The 17,181-nt window shown below is 72.9% G+C and carries 11 protein-coding genes; 4 read left to right on the top strand and 7 right to left on the bottom strand.

Going from position 1 to position 17,181, the window contains the following annotated elements:
- Positions 1-13: 13 nt before the first annotated feature.
- Positions 14-1,900: a Na+/H+ antiporter NhaA gene (nhaA, locus tag ACZ6QO_RS28305; RefSeq protein ID WP_465854869.1), complete on the bottom strand. Its 1,887-nt coding sequence runs from the start codon at positions 1,898-1,900 to the stop codon at positions 14-16.
- 107 nt (positions 1,901-2,007) lie between these two features.
- Positions 2,008-2,781, bottom strand: coding sequence for an SDR family oxidoreductase (locus ACZ6QO_RS28300; protein WP_465854867.1), 774 nt, complete (start codon positions 2,779-2,781; stop codon positions 2,008-2,010).
- Between the two features lie 210 nt (positions 2,782-2,991).
- Between ACZ6QO_RS28300 and ACZ6QO_RS28295 the strand changes: the two genes are divergently transcribed.
- Both ACZ6QO_RS28295 and ACZ6QO_RS28290 read left to right on the top strand, forming a co-directional pair.
- Positions 2,992-3,651 (top strand): TetR/AcrR family transcriptional regulator, encoded by a 660-nt coding sequence (locus ACZ6QO_RS28295; protein ID WP_465854865.1) that lies wholly within the window; start codon positions 2,992-2,994, stop codon positions 3,649-3,651.
- A 31-nt stretch (positions 3,652-3,682) separates the two neighbouring features.
- On the top strand, positions 3,683-5,293 hold the full coding sequence (locus tag ACZ6QO_RS28290) for a tannase/feruloyl esterase family alpha/beta hydrolase (protein ID WP_465854863.1): 1,611 nt from the start codon (positions 3,683-3,685) through the stop codon (positions 5,291-5,293).
- A 102-nt stretch (positions 5,294-5,395) separates the two neighbouring features.
- Here ACZ6QO_RS28290 and ACZ6QO_RS28285 read toward each other — a convergent pair whose 3' ends face one another.
- Positions 5,396-8,119, bottom strand: a complete 2,724-nt coding sequence (locus ACZ6QO_RS28285) for a helix-turn-helix transcriptional regulator (protein ID WP_465854859.1) — start codon at positions 8,117-8,119, stop codon at positions 5,396-5,398.
- A gap of 315 nt (positions 8,120-8,434) precedes the next feature.
- Here ACZ6QO_RS28285 and ACZ6QO_RS28280 point away from each other — a divergent pair, with 315 nt between their 5' ends.
- A complete protein-coding gene (locus ACZ6QO_RS28280) occupies positions 8,435-9,622 on the top strand; it encodes an RtcB family protein (RefSeq protein WP_465854857.1) in 1,188 nt (395 codons plus the stop codon).
- A 224-nt stretch (positions 9,623-9,846) separates the two neighbouring features.
- Here ACZ6QO_RS28280 and ACZ6QO_RS28275 read toward each other — a convergent pair whose 3' ends face one another.
- The 4 genes from ACZ6QO_RS28275 to araB form a co-directional block, all read right to left on the bottom strand.
- A complete protein-coding gene (locus ACZ6QO_RS28275; protein WP_465855157.1) occupies positions 9,847-10,899 on the bottom strand; it encodes a LacI family DNA-binding transcriptional regulator in 1,053 nt (350 codons plus the stop codon).
- A gap of 276 nt (positions 10,900-11,175) precedes the next feature.
- A complete protein-coding gene (gene araA / locus ACZ6QO_RS28270; protein ID WP_465854855.1) occupies positions 11,176-12,657 on the bottom strand; it encodes an L-arabinose isomerase in 1,482 nt (493 codons plus the stop codon).
- Complete coding sequence (locus ACZ6QO_RS28265) at positions 12,654-13,316, bottom strand: L-ribulose-5-phosphate 4-epimerase (RefSeq protein ID WP_465854853.1); 663 nt, start codon at positions 13,314-13,316, stop codon at positions 12,654-12,656. Before ACZ6QO_RS28265 ends, araA begins: the two co-directional genes overlap by 4 nt.
- Positions 13,313-14,962 carry a ribulokinase gene (gene araB, locus ACZ6QO_RS28260; protein WP_465854851.1) on the bottom strand — a complete coding sequence of 550 codons (1,650 nt, stop codon included), beginning with the start codon at positions 14,960-14,962 and terminating at the stop codon, positions 13,313-13,315. The genes ACZ6QO_RS28265 and araB overlap by 4 nt, the downstream gene beginning before the upstream one ends.
- A gap of 916 nt (positions 14,963-15,878) precedes the next feature.
- Here araB and chvE point away from each other — a divergent pair.
- Complete coding sequence (gene chvE / locus ACZ6QO_RS28255) at positions 15,879-17,015, top strand: multiple monosaccharide ABC transporter substrate-binding protein (RefSeq protein ID WP_465854849.1); 1,137 nt, start codon at positions 15,879-15,881, stop codon at positions 17,013-17,015.
- The last annotated feature ends 166 nt before the right edge of the window (positions 17,016-17,181 follow it).

Here is a 17,181-nt window from a genome sequence, read left to right as displayed (position 1 = left end):
GGCCGCGCGCCCGTCACTGCGTCAGGGCCGCCCTGGCGCGGGCCGCGCGGACGGCGGCGCTCAGGGTCGCGATGTCGTACGCGCCGTGGTGCCGCCGCCCGTTGACGAAGAACGTCGGGGTGCCGGACACGCCGCTGAGGTCGGCGGAGTCGACGTCCTCGGCGATGCGCGCGGCGCCGGTGTGCTCGCGCAGGTCGCGGCGGAAGCGCTCGACGTCCAGCCCGATGCTCTCGGCGTAGTTCGCCAGGTCACGCGGGCGCAGCTCGCCCTGGTGCTCCAGGAGCATGTCGTGCATCTGCCAGAACGCCCCCTGCGCGGCGGCCGCCTCGCTGGCCTCGGCGGCGAGCTGCGCCCAAGGGTGGACGTCGTGCAGCGGCAGGTGGCGCCAGACGTACCGCACGTCGCCGTGCCCGTCGAGCAGTTCGCGCACGACCGGCTCGGCGAGTCCGCAGTAGGGGCACTCGAAGTCGCCGTACTCGACCACGGTGACCGGCGCGTCGTGCGGGCCGCGCAGGTGGTCGCGGCCGTCGTCGACGGGAAAGGCCAGATCGACGATGCTGTCGGCGGTGCCGAGCAGCGCCCGCGCCCGCACCCCGGACGGCAGGCGGACGGTCACCCGCGAGATGACCCACGTCACGACGGACGCGCACAGCGCCGCGGCCAGGATGCCGAACTTGGCCTCCTCCAGCCGGGGCCCGCTGAAGGCGAGCGTGGCGATCAGCAGCGAGACGGTGAAGCCGATGCCGGCGATCGTCCCGCCGCCCGCGACCGCGGCCCAGCCGACCGGGGGCCGCACCCGGCCCCGGCTCAGCCAGGTGACCAGCCACGTCGCCCCGACGATGCCCACCGGCTTGCCGAGGACGTAGGCCGCCATGATCCCCAGCGTGATCGGCGAGGTGAGCGCCCGCGCCACGAAGTCGCCGTCGATCGGGATCCCGGCGTTCGCCAGCGCGAACAGCGGCACGATCGCGTAGCTGGTCCACGGGTGGTACAGCTGCTGGAGCCGGTGGTTCGGCGAGACGGCCTTGGCCAGCCCCGCGCTGGCCGAGCGGGCCAGTTCGGCGGTCGGCTGCTCGCGGAACAGCCGGAACAGGTCGCTCGCGCGCTCAAGGTCGCCGCGCGCCGCCGGGGAGGCGTAGGTCAGCAGCCCCATGGCGAGGCCGATGACCACCGGTTCGACCCCCGACGCCTGCAGCGCCGCCCAGGCCGCCACGCCGAACGCCGCCACCACCAGGCCGTTGCGCACGCCGACGGTGTACTTGACCAGCAGCATCACCGCGAAGATCGCGATCGCCGCCATCAGGGCCGGCACCTGGACGCTCTCGCTGTAGAAGAACGCGATGACGCAGAGGGCCACCAGGTCGTCGACGACGGTGACGGTCAGCATGTAGGTCCGCGCGCGGGCGGGGAAGCGCGAGGCGACCAGGGCGAGCATGCCCATGGCGAATGCCGTGTCCGTGGACATCGCCGCGCCCCAGCCGTGCACCGAAGGCTCGCCCGCGTTGATGAGCAGGTAGACGCCGACGGGCACGAGCATGCCGCCCAGGCCGGCCGCGACCGGCAGCACGAGCCGCCGCCGGTCGCGCAGTTCCCCCATGTCGAACTCGCGCCGCGCCTCCAGGCCGACGACGAGGAAGAACAGCGTCATCAGCCCGTTGTTGACCCAGTGGCGCAGATCCTGGGAGATGCCGAGATCTCCGACGCGCATCGACAGCGTCGTCCCCCACAGCGCCTCATAGGAGGGCAGGTGGGCGTTCGCCCACACCAGGGCGGTCAGCGTGGCGGCCAGCAGGACCGCGGCGCTGCCGGTCTCGGTGCGCAGGAACTCGCGCAACGGCGTCTCGAACCGTCGCGCCCACGTGGTCTCTCCGAGGAACGGCGCTTGCCGTGGTGCACTCACTCTGACTCCGACGCGTCACGGCCCCAGGACATTCCCCGCGCAGGCCAGGCGGGGTGCCCGCGGGCACGCCCGCCGCGGCCCGGGACGGCGGGCGGGGCATTTTTCGATCAGCTTCTGGCGGACATTCCGCCGTCGACGGTGAAGATCGCTCCGCTGGTGTAGGCCGAGCGCTCGGAGGCGACGAAGGCGATGAGGTCGGCGATCTCGCGCGGGGCCGCGGCGCGGCCGAACGGGAAGCCGGCCGTCAGGCCGGCGCCCGGGTCCTGGCCGGCGGCCGGACGGCGCGCGTGGGCCGCCACGAGGGCGAGGATGCGCTCGGTCGCCACCGGTCCGGGGTTGACGCCGACGACGCGGATGCCGTCGGCCGGGCCGTGGCCGCCGAGGGCCCGGGTGAAGGCCATCAGCGCGGCGTTGCCCGAACTTCCCGCGATGTAGCCGGAGTCCGTCCGCTCGCCCGCGACGCCGATGTTGTTGACGATCACCCCGTGCCCGCGGGCCTTCATCCGCGCGTAGACGAGCCGGGTCAGGTCGATGTAGCCGAAGACCTTGAGCTCCCACGCGTGCCGCCAGGCCGCCGCGTCGACCGCGTCCAGCGAGCCGCCGGGGATGTCACCGGCGTTGTTGACCAGGATGTCCAGGTCGGGGACCGCGGAGGCCAGGCGGGCGAGGTCGGCCGGTCGCCGCAGGTCGACCGGGTGTACGTGCGCCTCGACGCCGTGGGCGGCGCGCAGGCGGCGCGCGAGGTCCTCCAGGGCGGGCGCGTCGCGGGCGGCCAGGTGCACCTCGCAGCCCTCCTCGGCGAGCACCTCGGCGGTCGCCGCGCCGATGCCCTTCGACGCGCCGGTGATGAGCGCGGTCTTGCCGCGCAGGTTCAGATCCATGGTGCCCTCTGACTGTTTGCGCCGATCTGTCGCGACCGGCGGAACGACGGTGACGCGTGCCGGGGACTTCGGGCCCGCCGCGGGTCATGGCCCGCGGCCGGCCGCTCCCACCGGATGCGCACGGCTCCTGTCACCACGTTGACGGAACCGGCAGTTCCGACAAAGTGTCGCCGGAACCGCTGGTTCCGTCAAACCGGTAGCCTTGAGATCGTGTCCGCCGACGCCGCCCGTGAGCCGGCCGGGGCCCGTCCGCATACGGGACGCCGGCGCAATCCCGCGGTCCGGCAGGCCGTGCTGCGCTGCGCCGCCGACCTGCTCGCCGGGCCTGACGGCATGGCCGTCACGATCGACGCGATCGCCCGCGCGGCGGGGGTCAGCAAGCACACGATCTACCGGTGGTGGCCCTCCAAGGGCGCGGTGCTGCTGGAGGCGGTGGTCGAGCACGCCCAGCAGGACGTGGCCGTTCCCGACACCGGCGCACTGGCCGCCGACCTGGAGACCTTCCTGTCCGCCACCTTCCACGCCGTCGAGCGTGCCGGCCCTCTGCTGCGCGGGCTCATGGCGGAGGCGCTGCGCGACACCGACTCCGCCGACGGCACGCGCCGGTTCATCGCCGCGCGCAGAGCCGGGCTCCGCACTCTGCTCGCGCGCGGGCGCGGGCGCGGCGAGCTTCCGGCGGAGACCGACCTTGAGCTGGTGATGGACCAGATCTACGGGCTGATGTGGTACCGCCTCCTCATCGCCCGCTCACCCCTCACCGCCGAGGTCGCGGCCCACCTGACCCGGGCCGTCATCGGTTCCCCGGCGGGCACGGCGCACGGTTCCCCCGGCCCCGGCCAGGGTGCGTGCCAGGGTGTGTCCCTGGGGTGAGGCCCGCGGGTCACACGTGAACATGTCGGACGTGAAACGACGACTGACACTTCTGATGGCGGCGGCGGTGACGGCGGTGGCGTCGCTGACGCCCGCGGCCGCCGACGCCCTCTCCCTCGACAGCGGCCCCGCGACGGCCACGACCTGCGCCGCGGTGCCCGTCTCCGCGCCCTCCGGCACGAAGGTGGAGTCGGTGAAGGCGGCCGCCCACGCCGGCGGAACCGTCACGTTCCCCGCCGCTCCTCCGCTGCACCCCGAGGCCGAGACGCTCACCGGCGTGCCCGCCTGGTGCGACCTCACCGTCACGGTGAGCCACCCGGGCGCGAAGGACCACGTCACCATCAAGATCTCGCTGCCCCAGGACAGGAAGAAGTGGAACGGGCGGTTCCAGGCCACCGGCGGCAGCGCCTACCTCGCCGGTGACCTGACCGGGTCCCCGCTGGTCGGCGCGGTCAAGGCCGGATACGCCGCCGCCGCCACCGACGCCGGTGTCGGCGCCGACCCGCTCGACGTGAGCGGCTGGGCGCTCACTCCGGCCGGAAAGGTCGACACCCCGCTGCTGGAGAACTTCGCCTCCCGCTCGCTGCACGACATGGCCGTCATCGGCAAGGACGTGACCAGGAGGTTCTACGACAAAACCGTGAGTCACTCGTACTGGAACGGCTGCTCGACCGGCGGCCGCCAGGGGTACGAGGAGGCCCAGAGCCACCCGGCCGACTTCGACGGCATCCTCGCCAAGGCGCCGGCGATCAACTGGGACCGGTTCGCGGTCGCCACGCTCTGGTCGCAGGCCGTATACAACGAGGAGAAGGTCGCGCCCACCTCGTGCGAGCTGGAGGCCTTCACCGCCGCCGCGGTCAAGGCCTGCGACCGGCTCGACGGGGTCAAGGACGGCATCATCGACGACCCGCGAAAGTGCGGCTGGGACCCCCGGCGCCTCGTCGGCACCAAGGTCGTGTGCAAGGACAAGACGATCGTGATCTCCCGCGCCACCGCCGACGCGGTGCGCAAGGTCTGGGCCGGTCCGGTCATCTCCGGCCGCAAGGTCTGGTACGGGCCCAGCAAGGGCGCGAGCCTCGCCGCCGTGGCCACGCCCGGCGCCCCGTTCTTCGTGGCCGGCACCTGGGCCGAGTACTTCGTGACGCGGGACCCGTCGTTCGACGCCACGAAGCTCACCTACAAGTCCTTCGCGCGGCTGTTCCGCGAGTCGCAGCGGCGGTACAACGACATCATCGGCGGCGACGACCCCGACCTGTCCGCGTTCGCCAAGGCCGGCGGCAAGCTGCTGAGCTGGCACGGCCAGACCGACGAACTGGTGCCCACCCAGGGCACGATCGACTACCGCGAGCGCGTCGCCCGGGCCCTCGGCGGCGACAAGCGGGTCGACGACTTCTACCGGCTGTACCTGCTGCCCGGCGTGAACCACTGCGGCGGCGGCACCGGCCCGTACCCGGCCGACGACCTCGGCGCGCTGGTCGCCTGGGTGGAGAAGGGCGAGGCTCCGGACACCCTCGCCTCCTCGGTCACCGGTGCCGACGGCAAGACGGTCACGCGGAACGTCTGCCGCTATCCGATGGTGGCCCGCTACACCGGCCACGGCGACACGGCCTCGGCCGCGAACTACCGCTGCGTCACCGCCTGACCCAGTACGCACGACGTTCTGCCGTCCGGCGTCCGGGACCCACGATCACGCGGGAAGCGGGACGCTCGACCCAGGGAGACACCCTGGGGGCGTCCCTGGGATCTACCTGTCGCGCAGCGCGGAGGCGAGCTCGCGGCGGGAGCCGATGCCGAGCTTGGTGAAGACCTTGCGCAGGTGCCATTCGACGGTGCGCGGACTGAGGAACAGCACGGCGCCGATCTCGGGATTGGTGCGGCCCGCCGCGGCCAGACGCGCGATCTGCGCCTCCTGGGGGGTGAGCTCCTCAGGTTCTCCCAGAGTGCGCTTGCGCACCGTCTCGCCGGTGGCGGCCAGTTCACGCCCGGCCCGGTCGGCGAAGCCCTCCGCGCCGATGGCGGTGAACGCCTCGTGCGCGACGCGCAGCTGCGCGCGGGCGTCGGCCCGCCGGTTCTCCCGCCGCAGCCACTCGCCGTAGAGCAGGCGGGCCCGGGCGGTCTGCAGGCCGAGCCGGGTGGCGGAGAACCGCTCGACCGCCTCCCGGTAGTGCTCCTCGACCTGCCCGGCCGGCCCGGCGAGCGCGTCCGCGAGCGCCTGGGCGCCGCGAGCCCAGTCGGTGCCGGCGGCACGCGTCCGGACGGCGAGGCGGTCACGCGCCCGCGCCGCGACGTCGTCCTCCCCGGCGCGTGCGGCGGCTTCGACGAGCTCCGCGAGCGACCACTGCAGGACGGCGAGGTCCTCGTGCCGGGCCGCCTCCTGGGCGGCCCGCAGCGCGGCGGAGTACCGGCCGAGCCCGTTGAACAGCACCGCCCTGCTGTATCCGGCGACGGCGAGCAGCCACCCCATGCCGCCCGCCTCGGCGTTCCTCACCAGGGCCTCGTTGAGCTCCAGCGCGGGCTCCTCGCGTCCGCGGTGCGCGGCCAGGATGACCGCGGTGGCCGGATGCGGGGACGAGCCGGTGGCGTCTCCGAGGGCCTCCGCCTCCTCCAGCAGCTCCGAGGCGTCGGCGAAACGGCCGGCGTAGATCAGCGCGGTGGCGCGGAAGGTCAGCGCGCTCGGCAGCAGAGACAGGGCGCCGGTCTCGCGGGCGTGGCCGACGGCCTGCTCGGTCCTGGTGAGGAACGCCCCGTCGTCCCACACCTCGTGCAGGATCGCCCCGGTCAGCCAGACCAGGTCCAGGTCGTCGTGCGGGGTGATCGCGGCCAGGGCGCGCGCGAACAGCGGCACCGCCGCCGCGTGCCCCTCCAGGCTCCACGCCGTCAGAGCCGTCAGGAGCAGACCGGCCGGCTCCCCGCCAGGGGGCACGTCCCGCGCCGCCTCGGCGGCCCGGCGCAGGTCGCCGTCGCCGAGACATCCCGCGTTCACGGCCGCGCCGATCGCCGCCAGGTAGGTCTCCCGGGCCGCGGCGGGATCCAGGGTCTCCAGACGGCGCGCGGCCGCGAGCAGCGGCGGCCCGGCCGCCCGTCCGGCGTTGAACGCGAACGCGACCTTGGCGCGCAGCCGCTCCACTCCGGCCTGCTGCACCAGGTCCAGCGGCCCCAGTTCGGCGGTGGCCAGCAGGCCGGGGACCTCGGCGAGCGCCCCGGCGGCGAACCTGGCCGCCGCGGCCGCGAGGGTGCGCCCGGCGCGCTTCGCCGGATCGGGGGTGAGCTCCGCCGCGCGCTGCAGGAAGGCCGAGGCCGCGGCCCGGCCGCCACGGGCCGTCGCCCGCCCGGCCGACCGCTCCAGTTCGCAGGCGACCTCCTCGTCCGGTCCCAGCGCGGCGTGCGCCCGGTGCCAGGCACGGCGGTCGGGGTCGCGTACGGGATCGGTCACCTCGGCGAGCGCCCGGTGGACGGCGCGCAGCGCGGAAGGCTCGGCGGAGCGCCGGCAGGCCGAGCGGACCAGCGGATGCCGGAACCGGACCCTGGTGCCGATCTCCAGCAGGTTCGCGGCCGCGGCCGGCGCCGCGGCGTCCATCCCGGCCCCCAGCCGCTCGAGCGCGCGCCACAGCAGCGGCACGTCGCCGAGCGGTTCGACGGCGGCGGTGAGCAGCAGCGTGCGGGTGTCCTCCGGCAACGCGGCGATGCGCCGCTGGAAGCCCTCCTCGACCCGTCCCGCCAGCGGCGTCGCGCCGTGCCCGCCGAACCCGAACGCCAGTTCCGCCACCGTGAGACCGTGCGGCAGTTCGAGCAGGGCCAGCGGATTGCCGCGGGTCTCCGCGACGATCCGGTCGCGTACCCGGGCGTCGATCGGCCCGGGCAGGATGGAGTCCAGCAGCGCCCGCGCGTCCGCGTCGGCAAGACCCTCGACGCGCAGCTCGGGCAGCCCGGCGAGGATGCGCCCGTCGCCGGGGGTGCGCGCCGCGAACACCAGGGCGATCGACTCGCGGTCCAGCCGGCGGGCGACGAACGCGAGGATCACCTCCGACATCCGGTCCATCCACTGGACGTCGTCCACCACGCAGACCAGCGGCCGCTCCGAGGCGACCTCGGCGAACAGCCCGAGCACGGCGAGCCCCACGAGCAACGGCTCAGGCGCGGCGCCGGCGCTGAGGCCGAACGCGGTGGCGAGCGCGTCGCGCTGCGGCTCGGGCAGCCGGTCGAGACGGCCCAGCAGCGGCGCGCAGAGCTGCTGAAGCGCGGAGTAGGCGATCTCGGTCTCCAGCTCCACCCCGGCCGCGCGGACCACCTGACCGGCCTGCGCCGCCTCGGCGAGGTGGTCGAGCAGAGCGGTCTTGCCCACCCCGGCCTCGCCGCGCAGCACCAGTACGCGGCTCTGCCCGGCGTGCACGTCGCGCAGCAGCCGGTCGAGCGCCTCCTGCTCGCGCCGCCGCCCTCGCAGCGCGGAACCCCGGATGTAGATCGGCACGTCCCCTTCCCCCGGGGGAGGAGGCTACAGCACTCCCGCCGCTCAACGGACGAACAGGGTAGATCATCGCGACATGTCGGAAACGGTGGCGAGCCGGTGCTGAAGGGCATCGCCCGTGGATCGGAGTCCGCGCAGGTCCGCCGGGCACCACGGCCGGCCTTCGGGCCGAGGGCCGTTCCGCCGCCCGGAGCGGCCGGCGGGATGCCGGCACGGGCGGCGGATCGTTATTAGGTTGCGGGAGGTGGCGCGACTCTGGCGTCATTGATCGCGTCGGATCGCGTCGGTCCGGAGTCCGGCGGAGGGAGGCGACACGCGATGGTGTACAGCAAGGTGACGGGTGGGCGTGCGCCGATCCGCATGTGGGGCGACCCCGGCGAGGTCGAGTCGCAGGCGATGCGGCAGCTGCGCAACGTGGCGAACCTTCCCTGGACGCATGGTGTCGCCGTGATGCCGGACGTGCATTACGGCATGGGGGCCACCGTGGGTTCGGTGATCGCGATGCGCGACGCCGTGTCGCCCGCGGCGGTGGGGGTGGACATCGGGTGCGGGATGAGCGCGGTGCGCACTTCGCTCAAGGCCGAGGATCTCCCCGACAACCTGCCGTACCTGCGGTCGCGGCTCGAGCAGGCCATCCCGGTGGGCTTCCACGCGCACAAGCGCCCGGTGGAGCCCGCCAAGCTGCACGGCCTCCCGACGGCCGACTGGGACGCCTTCTGGCGGGGGTTCGAGACGCTGGCGCCGGCGGTGCGGCCCAAGCGGCAGCGGGCCGAGGTCCAGATGGGCACCCTGGGCGGCGGCAACCACTTCCTGGAGGTGTGCTCCGACGACGAGGGCGTGGTGTGGGTGGTGCTGCACTCCGGGTCCCGCAACATCGGCAAGGAGCTGGCCGAGTACCACATCGAGCAGGCGCGCAAGCTGCCGCACAACCAGGACCTGCCCGACCCCGACCTGGCGGTGTTCGTGGCCGGGACGGTGAAGATGGAGGCCTACCGGCGCGACCTGTTCTGGGCGCAGGACTACGCCCGCCGCAACCGGGCGATCATGATGGCGCTGGTCTGCGGCGTGCTGCGCAAGCACTTCGCCGGCATCACCTTCGACCGGCCGATCTCCTGCCACCACAACTACGTGGCGGAGGAGACCTACGACGGCACGGACCTGCTGGTCACCCGCAAGGGCGCCATCAGGGCCGGCACGGGGGAGCTCGGCATCATCCCCGGGTCGATGGCGACGGGCACCTACATCGTCAGGGGCCTGGGCAACGCCAAGGCGTTCAACTCGGCCTCGCACGGGGCGGGGCGCAGGATGAGCAGGAACAAGGCCAAGCGCACGTTCACGCTCGGCGACCTTGCGGCGCAGACCAGCGGGGTCGAGTGCCGCAAGGACGCCGGAGTGCTGGACGAGATCCCGGGCGCCTACAAGGACCTTGAGTCGGTCATGGCCGCCCAGACCGACCTGGTCGAGGTCGTCGCCCACCTGCGCCAGATCATCTGCGTCAAGGGCTGACACCCCGCCCGCTCCCCAGGGCGTCCGGTGGCAGGCGGGGCCGTCCGCGAAGGCCGCCGCCCGCGAAAGGCCGCCGCCCGCGAAAGGCCGCCGCCCGCGAAAGGCGGCCGTACGCGGGGAGGCGGCTGTACGCGGGGAGGCGGCCGTCTTCGGCGGCTCACGACCTGCTGGGCCGGGCCGCGGGGGTTCACGCGCTCCCGCGGCCCCGCCGCCGCCGCGCCGGCTCAGGAGCGTCTGGGCGGGCCTGAGCTGCGGCGGACGACCAGGTGGGGCTGGACGACGATGCGCGCGGGCGGAACGGGCGCTCCCCCCGCGGCGCCGGGGAAGCCGTCGGCCGCGGGCTGCGCCGCGGGGCGGGCGTCCTCTTCGGCGGCCAGGGCGTCGAGCAGCAGCTCGATCGCCTTGCGGCCCACCTCGGAGAAGTCCTGGGCCACGGTGGTGAGGGGCGGGGTGAAGAACTCCGACTCGGGCACATCGTCGAAGCCGACGACGCTGACGTCATCGGGGACGCGGATGCGCGCCTCGTCCAGCGCCCGCATGACCCCGAGGGCCATCTGGTCGTTGGCCACGAACACGGCCGTCAGGTCGGGCATCCCGGCCAGCAGCTGGCCGCAGCGGTAGCCCGAGCGCGGGCTCCAGTCGCCCGACAGCGGCTCGGGGATGGGGGCCCCCGCCGCCCGCAGCGTCTCGCGCCAGCCCTGGGTGCGGGCCTGGGACTCAAGCCAGTCCGGCGGCCCGGAGACGTGCCAGACCGTGCGGTGGCCGAGCCGCAGCAGGTGCTCGGTGACCAGCACGCCGCCCTTGCGCTGGTCGACGTTCACCACCGGAAGGCCGACGCCGGCGTCCCCCTCGACCGTCACCACCGGGACCGGCTGCGGCATCTCCGACAGCGCGACCGCGATCGTTCTCTGCGGGACGATGACCACGAGCCCGTCCACCTGCTGGCGGGCGAGGTGGTCGAGCGCCTCGGCGAGGTCCTCGCGGGTCAGCTCGCGCAGGCTGACGATGCTCACGAAGTAGCCGGCCTCGCGGGCGGCCCGCTCAAGGCCGTACAGCGTGCTGGCCGGGCCGTACAGCGTCGTGTCGAACGCGACCACGCCGAGGGTGTTGGTCTGCCGGGTCACAAGGGCCCGGGCGGTGGAGTTGCGGCGGTAGCCGAGGCCCTCGATGGCGGCGAGCACCCTTTCACGCGTCTCCTGACGCACATTAGGATGATCGTTGAGCACCCGGGAGACGGTCTGATGCGACACGCCGGCGACTCTCGCCACATCCGCCATGACGGGGGAGCGATGGACGGTTCGAGCCATGACTCTGACCCCGCCTCCTTTCTCGCGGACCTTCGGCCCACGCTGGGGTGGGTCAATTGTTAACGTTCACAACGCCTTTGTAAAGGGCGTTCTCCAATTGAGACCCCAGCCTGACCGGCACGTGGGCGCACGTCCGCGCGGGCGACCGGTCGGGGTGGGGCGCGCCGGGCGTCCGCGGGCACGGCGGCGCCGCCCCGCCCCCTCGGCGAGAGGGGACAAGGGGCGCCGCCGGCGGAGTTCGCGGCGTCAGAAACCCTGGGCCAGGCGGTAGTACGCCTGGTTCCAGCGCAGCTCCTTGGCGAACTCGCGAGGGGTGGTGTCGGCGTCGATGACCAGCAGCTCGACCCCGAGCATGTCGGAGAAGTCGGTCAGCTCCTCGGCGCCGACGGCCGCCGACAGCACCGTGTGGTGCGGGGCGCCCGCCGTCAGCCACGACTCCGCCGAGGTGCGCAGGTCCGGACGCGGCTTCCAGACCGCCCGCGCCACCGGCAGCCGGGGGAGCGGCTCGGCGGGCGCGATCACGTCGATCTCGTTGGCCACCAGCCGGAACCGCTCGCCCATGTCGGCCAGGCCGACCACGACCGCCGGCCCAGGCTGGGCGTCGAACACCAGCCGCACCGGGTCCTCGCGCCCGCCGATGCCCAGCGGGTGGATCTCGCACGAGGGCGTGCCCGAGGCGATGGTCGGGCAGACCTCCAGCATGTGCGCGCCGAGGATGGCCTCCTCGCCGGGCGTCAGGTGGTAGGTGTAGTCCTCCATGAAGGACGTGCCGCCCTGAAGGCCCTCCGACATCACCTTCAGCGTGCGCAGCAGCACCGAGGTCTTCCAGTCGCCCTCGCCGCCGAACCCGTAGCCGTCGGCCATCAGCCGCTGCACGGCCAGCCCGGGGAGCTGGCGCAGGCCGCCGAGGTCCTCGAAGTTGGTGGTGAACGCCTTGAAGCCGCCGGCCTCAAGGAAGCCGCGCAGGCCGAGCTCGATGCGCGCCGCGTAGCGCAGCGAGTCGTGCCGCTCACCGTCCGCCCGCAGCTCGGGGGCCAGGTTGTAGAGGTCCTCGTACTCCTTGACCAGCGTCGCGACGTCGGAGTCGGCGGTCGCGTCCACCGCCTCGACCAGCTCGTTGACGCCGTAGGTGTTCACTGACACGCCGAACCGCAGCTGCGCCTCGACCTTGTCGCCCTCGGTGACCGCGACGTCGCGCATGTTGTCGCCGAACCTGGCCAGCTTGAGCGAGCCGACCTCGGCGCGCCCGGCCGCGGCCCGCGCCCAGGAGGCGACGCGCGCGACGACCGCCGGGTCGCTGACGTGCCCGGCGACGGTCTTGCGCGCCACGCCGAGCCGCGACTGGATGTAGCCGAACTCGCGGTCGCCGTGCGCGGCCTGGTTGAGGTTCATGAAGTCCATGTCGATGGAGCTCCACGGCAGCGCGACGTTGGCCTGCGTGTGCAGGTGCAGCAGCGGCTTGCGCAGGGCGTCCAGCCCCGCGATCCACATCTTGGCGGGGGAGAAGGTGTGCATCCAGGCGATGACGCCGATGCACTCGTCGTCCGCGCTCGCCGCCAGGCAGACCTTGCGGATGGCGGCGGCGTCGGTGAGCACCGGCTGCCAGACCACCTCGAAGGGCAGGGCGCGGTCCAGGGCGCCGGCGATCTCCTGGGACTGCCCGGCCACCTGCGCCAGCGTCTCTTCGCCGTACAGGCCTTGGCTGCCGGTCAGGAACCACAGTTTCACAGGGGACTCCTCTGCCCGTAAACGTTCTGGTAGCGGTCGTACAGGTGGTCGATGTCGGCTTGGGGGATCGGCAGCGGCTCGCCGAGCTGCCGTGAGATGTGCACGGTGCGGGCGACGTCCTCGCACATGACGGCGGCCTTCACCGCCGCCTTCGCCGAGTCGCCGATGGTGAAGACGCCGTGGTTCTGCATGAGCACCGCGGGGGAGCGGTGCCCCGACAGCGTGGCGACGATGCCCTTGCCGATGTCGTCGTTGCCGATGAGGGCGAACGGCCCAACGGGGATCTCGCCGCCGAACTCGTCGGCCATCGCGGTGAGCACGCACGGGATCGGCTCGCCGCGCGCGGCCCAGGCGGAGGCGTAGGTGGAGTGGGTGTGCACCACGCCGTTCACCTCGGGCATGTTGCGGTAGGTGTAGGCGTGCGCGGCGGTGTCGCTGGAGGGGGCGTAGTCGCCCTCCACCAGGTTGCCGTCGAGGTCGCACACGACCATCGCCTCGGGGGTCAGCTCGTCGTAGGACACGCCGCTGGGCTTGATCACGAACAGCTCGCCGCCGGGGGCGCGCCCCGAAACGTTTCCGGCGGTCCAGGCGACGAGGTTGTACCGCACCAGCTCGGCGTGCAGCCGGCTGACCGTCTCGCGCAGTTCCGGCAGCATCATGCCGTGGCCTCGTTCCTGATCGCGCGCAGGCGGTGCAACAGCCCGCCGTCGGCGAAGTGGTCGTGCAGCAGGCGGTACTCGGCGTAGAGCCGATCGTAGGCGTCGGCGCTCGCGGTGTCAGGTACGTAGGCGGCCTGGGTGCGCTTGCCCATCGCCGCGGCGGCCTCGGTGATGTCGCCGTAGGCGCCCGCGGCGACGGCCGCGTGGATGGCCGATCCGAGGGCCGGCCCCTGGTCGGAGCCGATGACCGACAGCGGGCGGCGCAGGACGTCGGCGTAGATCTGCATCAGGAAGGGATTCTTCAGCAGTCCGCCGGCGACGACGAACTCCTCCACGGGAACGCCCGACTTCTCGAAAGTTTCCACGATGACGCGGGCGCCGAAGGCGGTCGCCTCGATGAGCGCGCGATAGACGTCCTCGGGACGGGTGGCGAGCGTCTGCCCGGCGATCACCGCCGACAGGTTGTGGTCCACCAGCACCGAGCGGTTGCCGTTGTGCCAGTCGAGCGCGACCAGGCCGTGCGCGCCGACCTTCTGCTCGGCCGCCAGGGAGGTCAGGTACTCGTGGACGCTGACGCCGAGCTCGGCGGCCCGCTCGCTGTAGGAGGCCGGCACCGAGGTCTCGACGAACCAGGCGAAGATGTCCCCGACGCCCGACTGCCCGGCCTCGTACCCCCACAGGCCCGGGACGATGCCGTCGCGGACGACGCCGCACATGCCGGGCACCTCGGCGAGCTGGTCGGAGGGCATGACATGGCAGGTGGAGGTGCCCATGATGGCGACCATCTGGCCCGGCCGGACGGCGTCGGCGGCGGCCGCGGTGACGTGGGCGTCGACGTTGCCCACCGCGACGGCGATGCCCTCGGGCAGCTTGGTCAGCTCCGCGGCCTCGGCCGTCAGCCGGCCCGCGAGGCCGCCGAGCGGGGACGGCTCGCCGCCGAGCTTGGCGGTGAAGCCGGCGAACCGCGGGTTCAGGGCGGACAGGAAGTCGGCGGAGGGATAAGCGCCGTCCTGGTAGACGCCCTTGTAGCCGGCGGTGCAGGTGTTGCGGGTCTCGACGCCGGTGAGCTGCCAGATGATCCAGTCGGCGGCCTCGATCCAGCGCTCGGCCAGGTCGTACACCTCCGGGTCCTCCTCCAGGACCTGCAGGCCCTTGGCGAACTGCCACTCGGAGGAGATCTTGCCGCCGTAGCGGGGCAGCCAGGTCTCGCCGCGCTCGGCGGCCAGGGCGTTGATGCGGTCGGCGTGGGGCTGGGCCGCGTGGTGCTTCCACAGTTTGGGCCACGCGTGCGGCCGGTCGGGAAGCAGTTCGGACAGCGGCGTTCCGTCGGCGGTGGCCGGGAGCACGGTGCAGGCGGTGAAGTCGGTGCCGATGCCGATCACGCGGGAGGCGGGCACCCCCGCGACGGCGAGGGCCTTCGGGACCGCGACGCGCAGCACTTCCAGCCAGTCTCTCGGGGACTGCAGCGCCCAGTCGGGGCCGAGGCGGACGCCACTGCCGGGCAGAGCCTCCTCGATGACCCGATCTGCGTACTCGTGGACCGCCGCGCCGAGCTCGGCGCCGTCGTCCACCCGCACCACGACGGCGCGGCCCGATAGCGTGCCGAAGTCGACGCCGACCACATAGCGACTGTTGTTATCGCTCACATTCACTCTCAGGTAGATGTCGAAGGCCCAGCTCGCCGAGCCGGACCTAAGGCGGCGGGACGGGCACGCCGGTCCTCCGGGCGCGGGAGTACCGGCACGCCTGCACACCTCGGCTCGACTGTGAACGCTAACAACGGGATCCGTCAAGACGATTCAGGTCACGGTCCGGTTACGCCGAAACGGGCGCTTAACATCATGTTGACGTCCTGGCTGCCAGGGCGTTTACTGATGCGCGCTTCGCCCGCCCGGGTCATTCGGGGGTGGCGGGCCCCGGTCCGACGCCTCGGAGCGCCGTCCCGGGCGCGTGCGCGCACAGCCGGCCCGCCGGCGCGCGTCCCCGCCCGCGGCCGGGTGGCGTCGCCCCCGCCAGGAGCGACGTAGACTCGCGCGGGCATGCCGCCCGCCCGGGCCGCACCGCGGGGACGGGCCTTCGCCGAAGTCCGGGCCCCCGATCTGGACCTGCAGCCGAAACGTGCTGGTCACAAGGGTTTCACTCTTGTTACAGCGACGTTATCGGCATCTATTGACAGCCTAATTGTTAGCGATAACACTAGCCGATCAGGCGTGTGCCACCAGCCCGCCCTGATCGTGATCCGGGAGGTCACCGCACATGCCAGCCGGCCATACCGCAGCCCCGGTCCTCCGCCGGGGCCGCCCGCTCGCGCCCGCGCGAGCGGACCGGTAGCGCCGGCATGTGCGCGCTCCGGGTCGTCCAGCCCCGGTCGGACGCTCCCCAGGCGCCGGCCGCGCCCGCCCCGCCGCTCCCGTCCTCCCGCGCGAAGCGGGCGCGAGGAGGGAAGGTCGTCGGCGGGCCGTCACGGCTGTTCAGCCCGAGACTCGCACCGGGCCCCGGCGCGGGGCCCGGCAAGGATTCCACCCGCTCGCATCGGGACCCCCACTCGCAAGGAGTACAACGATGAGATTCGCAAGAATGGCGACGGTGGCATCCACCTTCGCGCTGGCCGCGGCGCTGACCGCGTGCGGCTCCAGCCAGAAGACCGTCGATGCCCAGGCGTCATCCTCCGGCGCCGCGGGCAACGCCGGCGCGCTGGTGGGCGTCACCATGCCGACCAAGTCCTCCGAGCGCTGGATCCACGACGGCGACAACGTCAAGGCGAGCCTGGAGAAGCTCGGCTACAAGGTCGACCTGCAGTACGCGGAGAACGACATCCCCACGCAGGTCAACCAGATCGAGAACCAGATCACCAAGGGCGCCAAGCTCCTGATCGTCGCCTCGATCGACGGCACGGCCATCACCACCCAGCTCCAGGAGGCGGCCGACAAGAAGATCCCGGTCATCGCCTACGACCGGCTGATCCGCAACAGCCCGAACGTCGACTACTACGCCACCTTCGACAACTTCAAGGTCGGCGTGCAGCAGGCCACCTCGCTGCTGGTCGGCCTGAAGCTCAAGACCGCCGAGGGCGCCGACGGCGACGCCAAGGGCCCGTTCAACGTCGAGCTGTTCGCCGGCTCGCCGGACGACAACAACGCCACGTTCTTCTTCAACGGCGCCATGTCCGTCCTGCAGCCCTACATCGACAAGGGCACCATCAAGGTCCAGAGCGGCCAGACCGACTTCAAGACCGTCGCCATCCTGCGCTGGGACCCGGCGACCGCGCAGAAGCGCATGGAGGACCTGCTCACCAAGACCTACAGCGGCGGCAAGAAGGTCGACGGCGTGCTGTCGCCCTACGACGGCCTGTCGATCGGCATCCTGTCGGCGCTGAAGAGCAACGGCTACGGCACCTCCGGCCAGCCGTACCCGATCGTGACCGGCCAGGACGCCGAGCTGGCCTCGGTGAAGTCCATCATCGCCGGTGAGCAGTACTCCACGATCTACAAGGACACCCGCCAGCTCGCGGAGGTCACCGTCAAGATGGCCGACGCCGTGCTCAAGGGCGGCAAGCCCGAGGTGAACAACACCAAGGACTACGACAACGGCAACAAGGTCGTCCCCTCCTACCTGCTCGACCCGGTGATCGTCGACAAGACCAACTACCAGAAGATCGTCGTCGACAGCGGTTACTACACGCAGGCCCAGCTGGGCTGATCCCACGCGGTGGGGGGGGGGGGGGGGGGGGGGGGGGGGGGAGGGGGGCGGGGGGGGGGGGGGGGGGGGGGGGGGGGGGGGGGGGGGAGGGGACCCCCCCCCCCCCCGCCTCGGGTTTCCGCCAGGAGGTGCGGGTCACCCTGCCGGCGCCATCGCGTTCCGGGTG

It is taken from the genome of Sphaerisporangium sp. NPDC049457 (genome assembly GCF_055586705.1).
Note: the sequence above shows the minus strand (reverse complement) of the source record. Positions and strands in the feature narration are given on the sequence as shown.

Excerpts from the sequence above, each read along its gene's own strand:
- ACZ6QO_RS28300 (WP_465854867.1), bottom strand. The coding sequence starts at position 2,781 with ATGGATCTGAACCTGCGCGGCAAGACCGCGCTCATCACCGGCGCGTCG.
- ACZ6QO_RS28275 (WP_465855157.1), bottom strand. The coding sequence starts at position 10,899 with ATGGCGGATGTGGCGAGAGTCGCCGGCGTGTCGCATCAGACCGTCTCC.
- chvE (WP_465854849.1), top strand. The coding sequence starts at position 15,879 with ATGAGATTCGCAAGAATGGCGACGGTGGCATCCACCTTCGCGCTGGCC.
- ACZ6QO_RS28280 (WP_465854857.1), top strand. The coding sequence starts at position 8,435 with ATGGTGTACAGCAAGGTGACGGGTGGGCGTGCGCCGATCCGCATGTGG.
- ACZ6QO_RS28265 (WP_465854853.1), bottom strand. The coding sequence starts at position 13,316 with ATGATGCTGCCGGAACTGCGCGAGACGGTCAGCCGGCTGCACGCCGAG.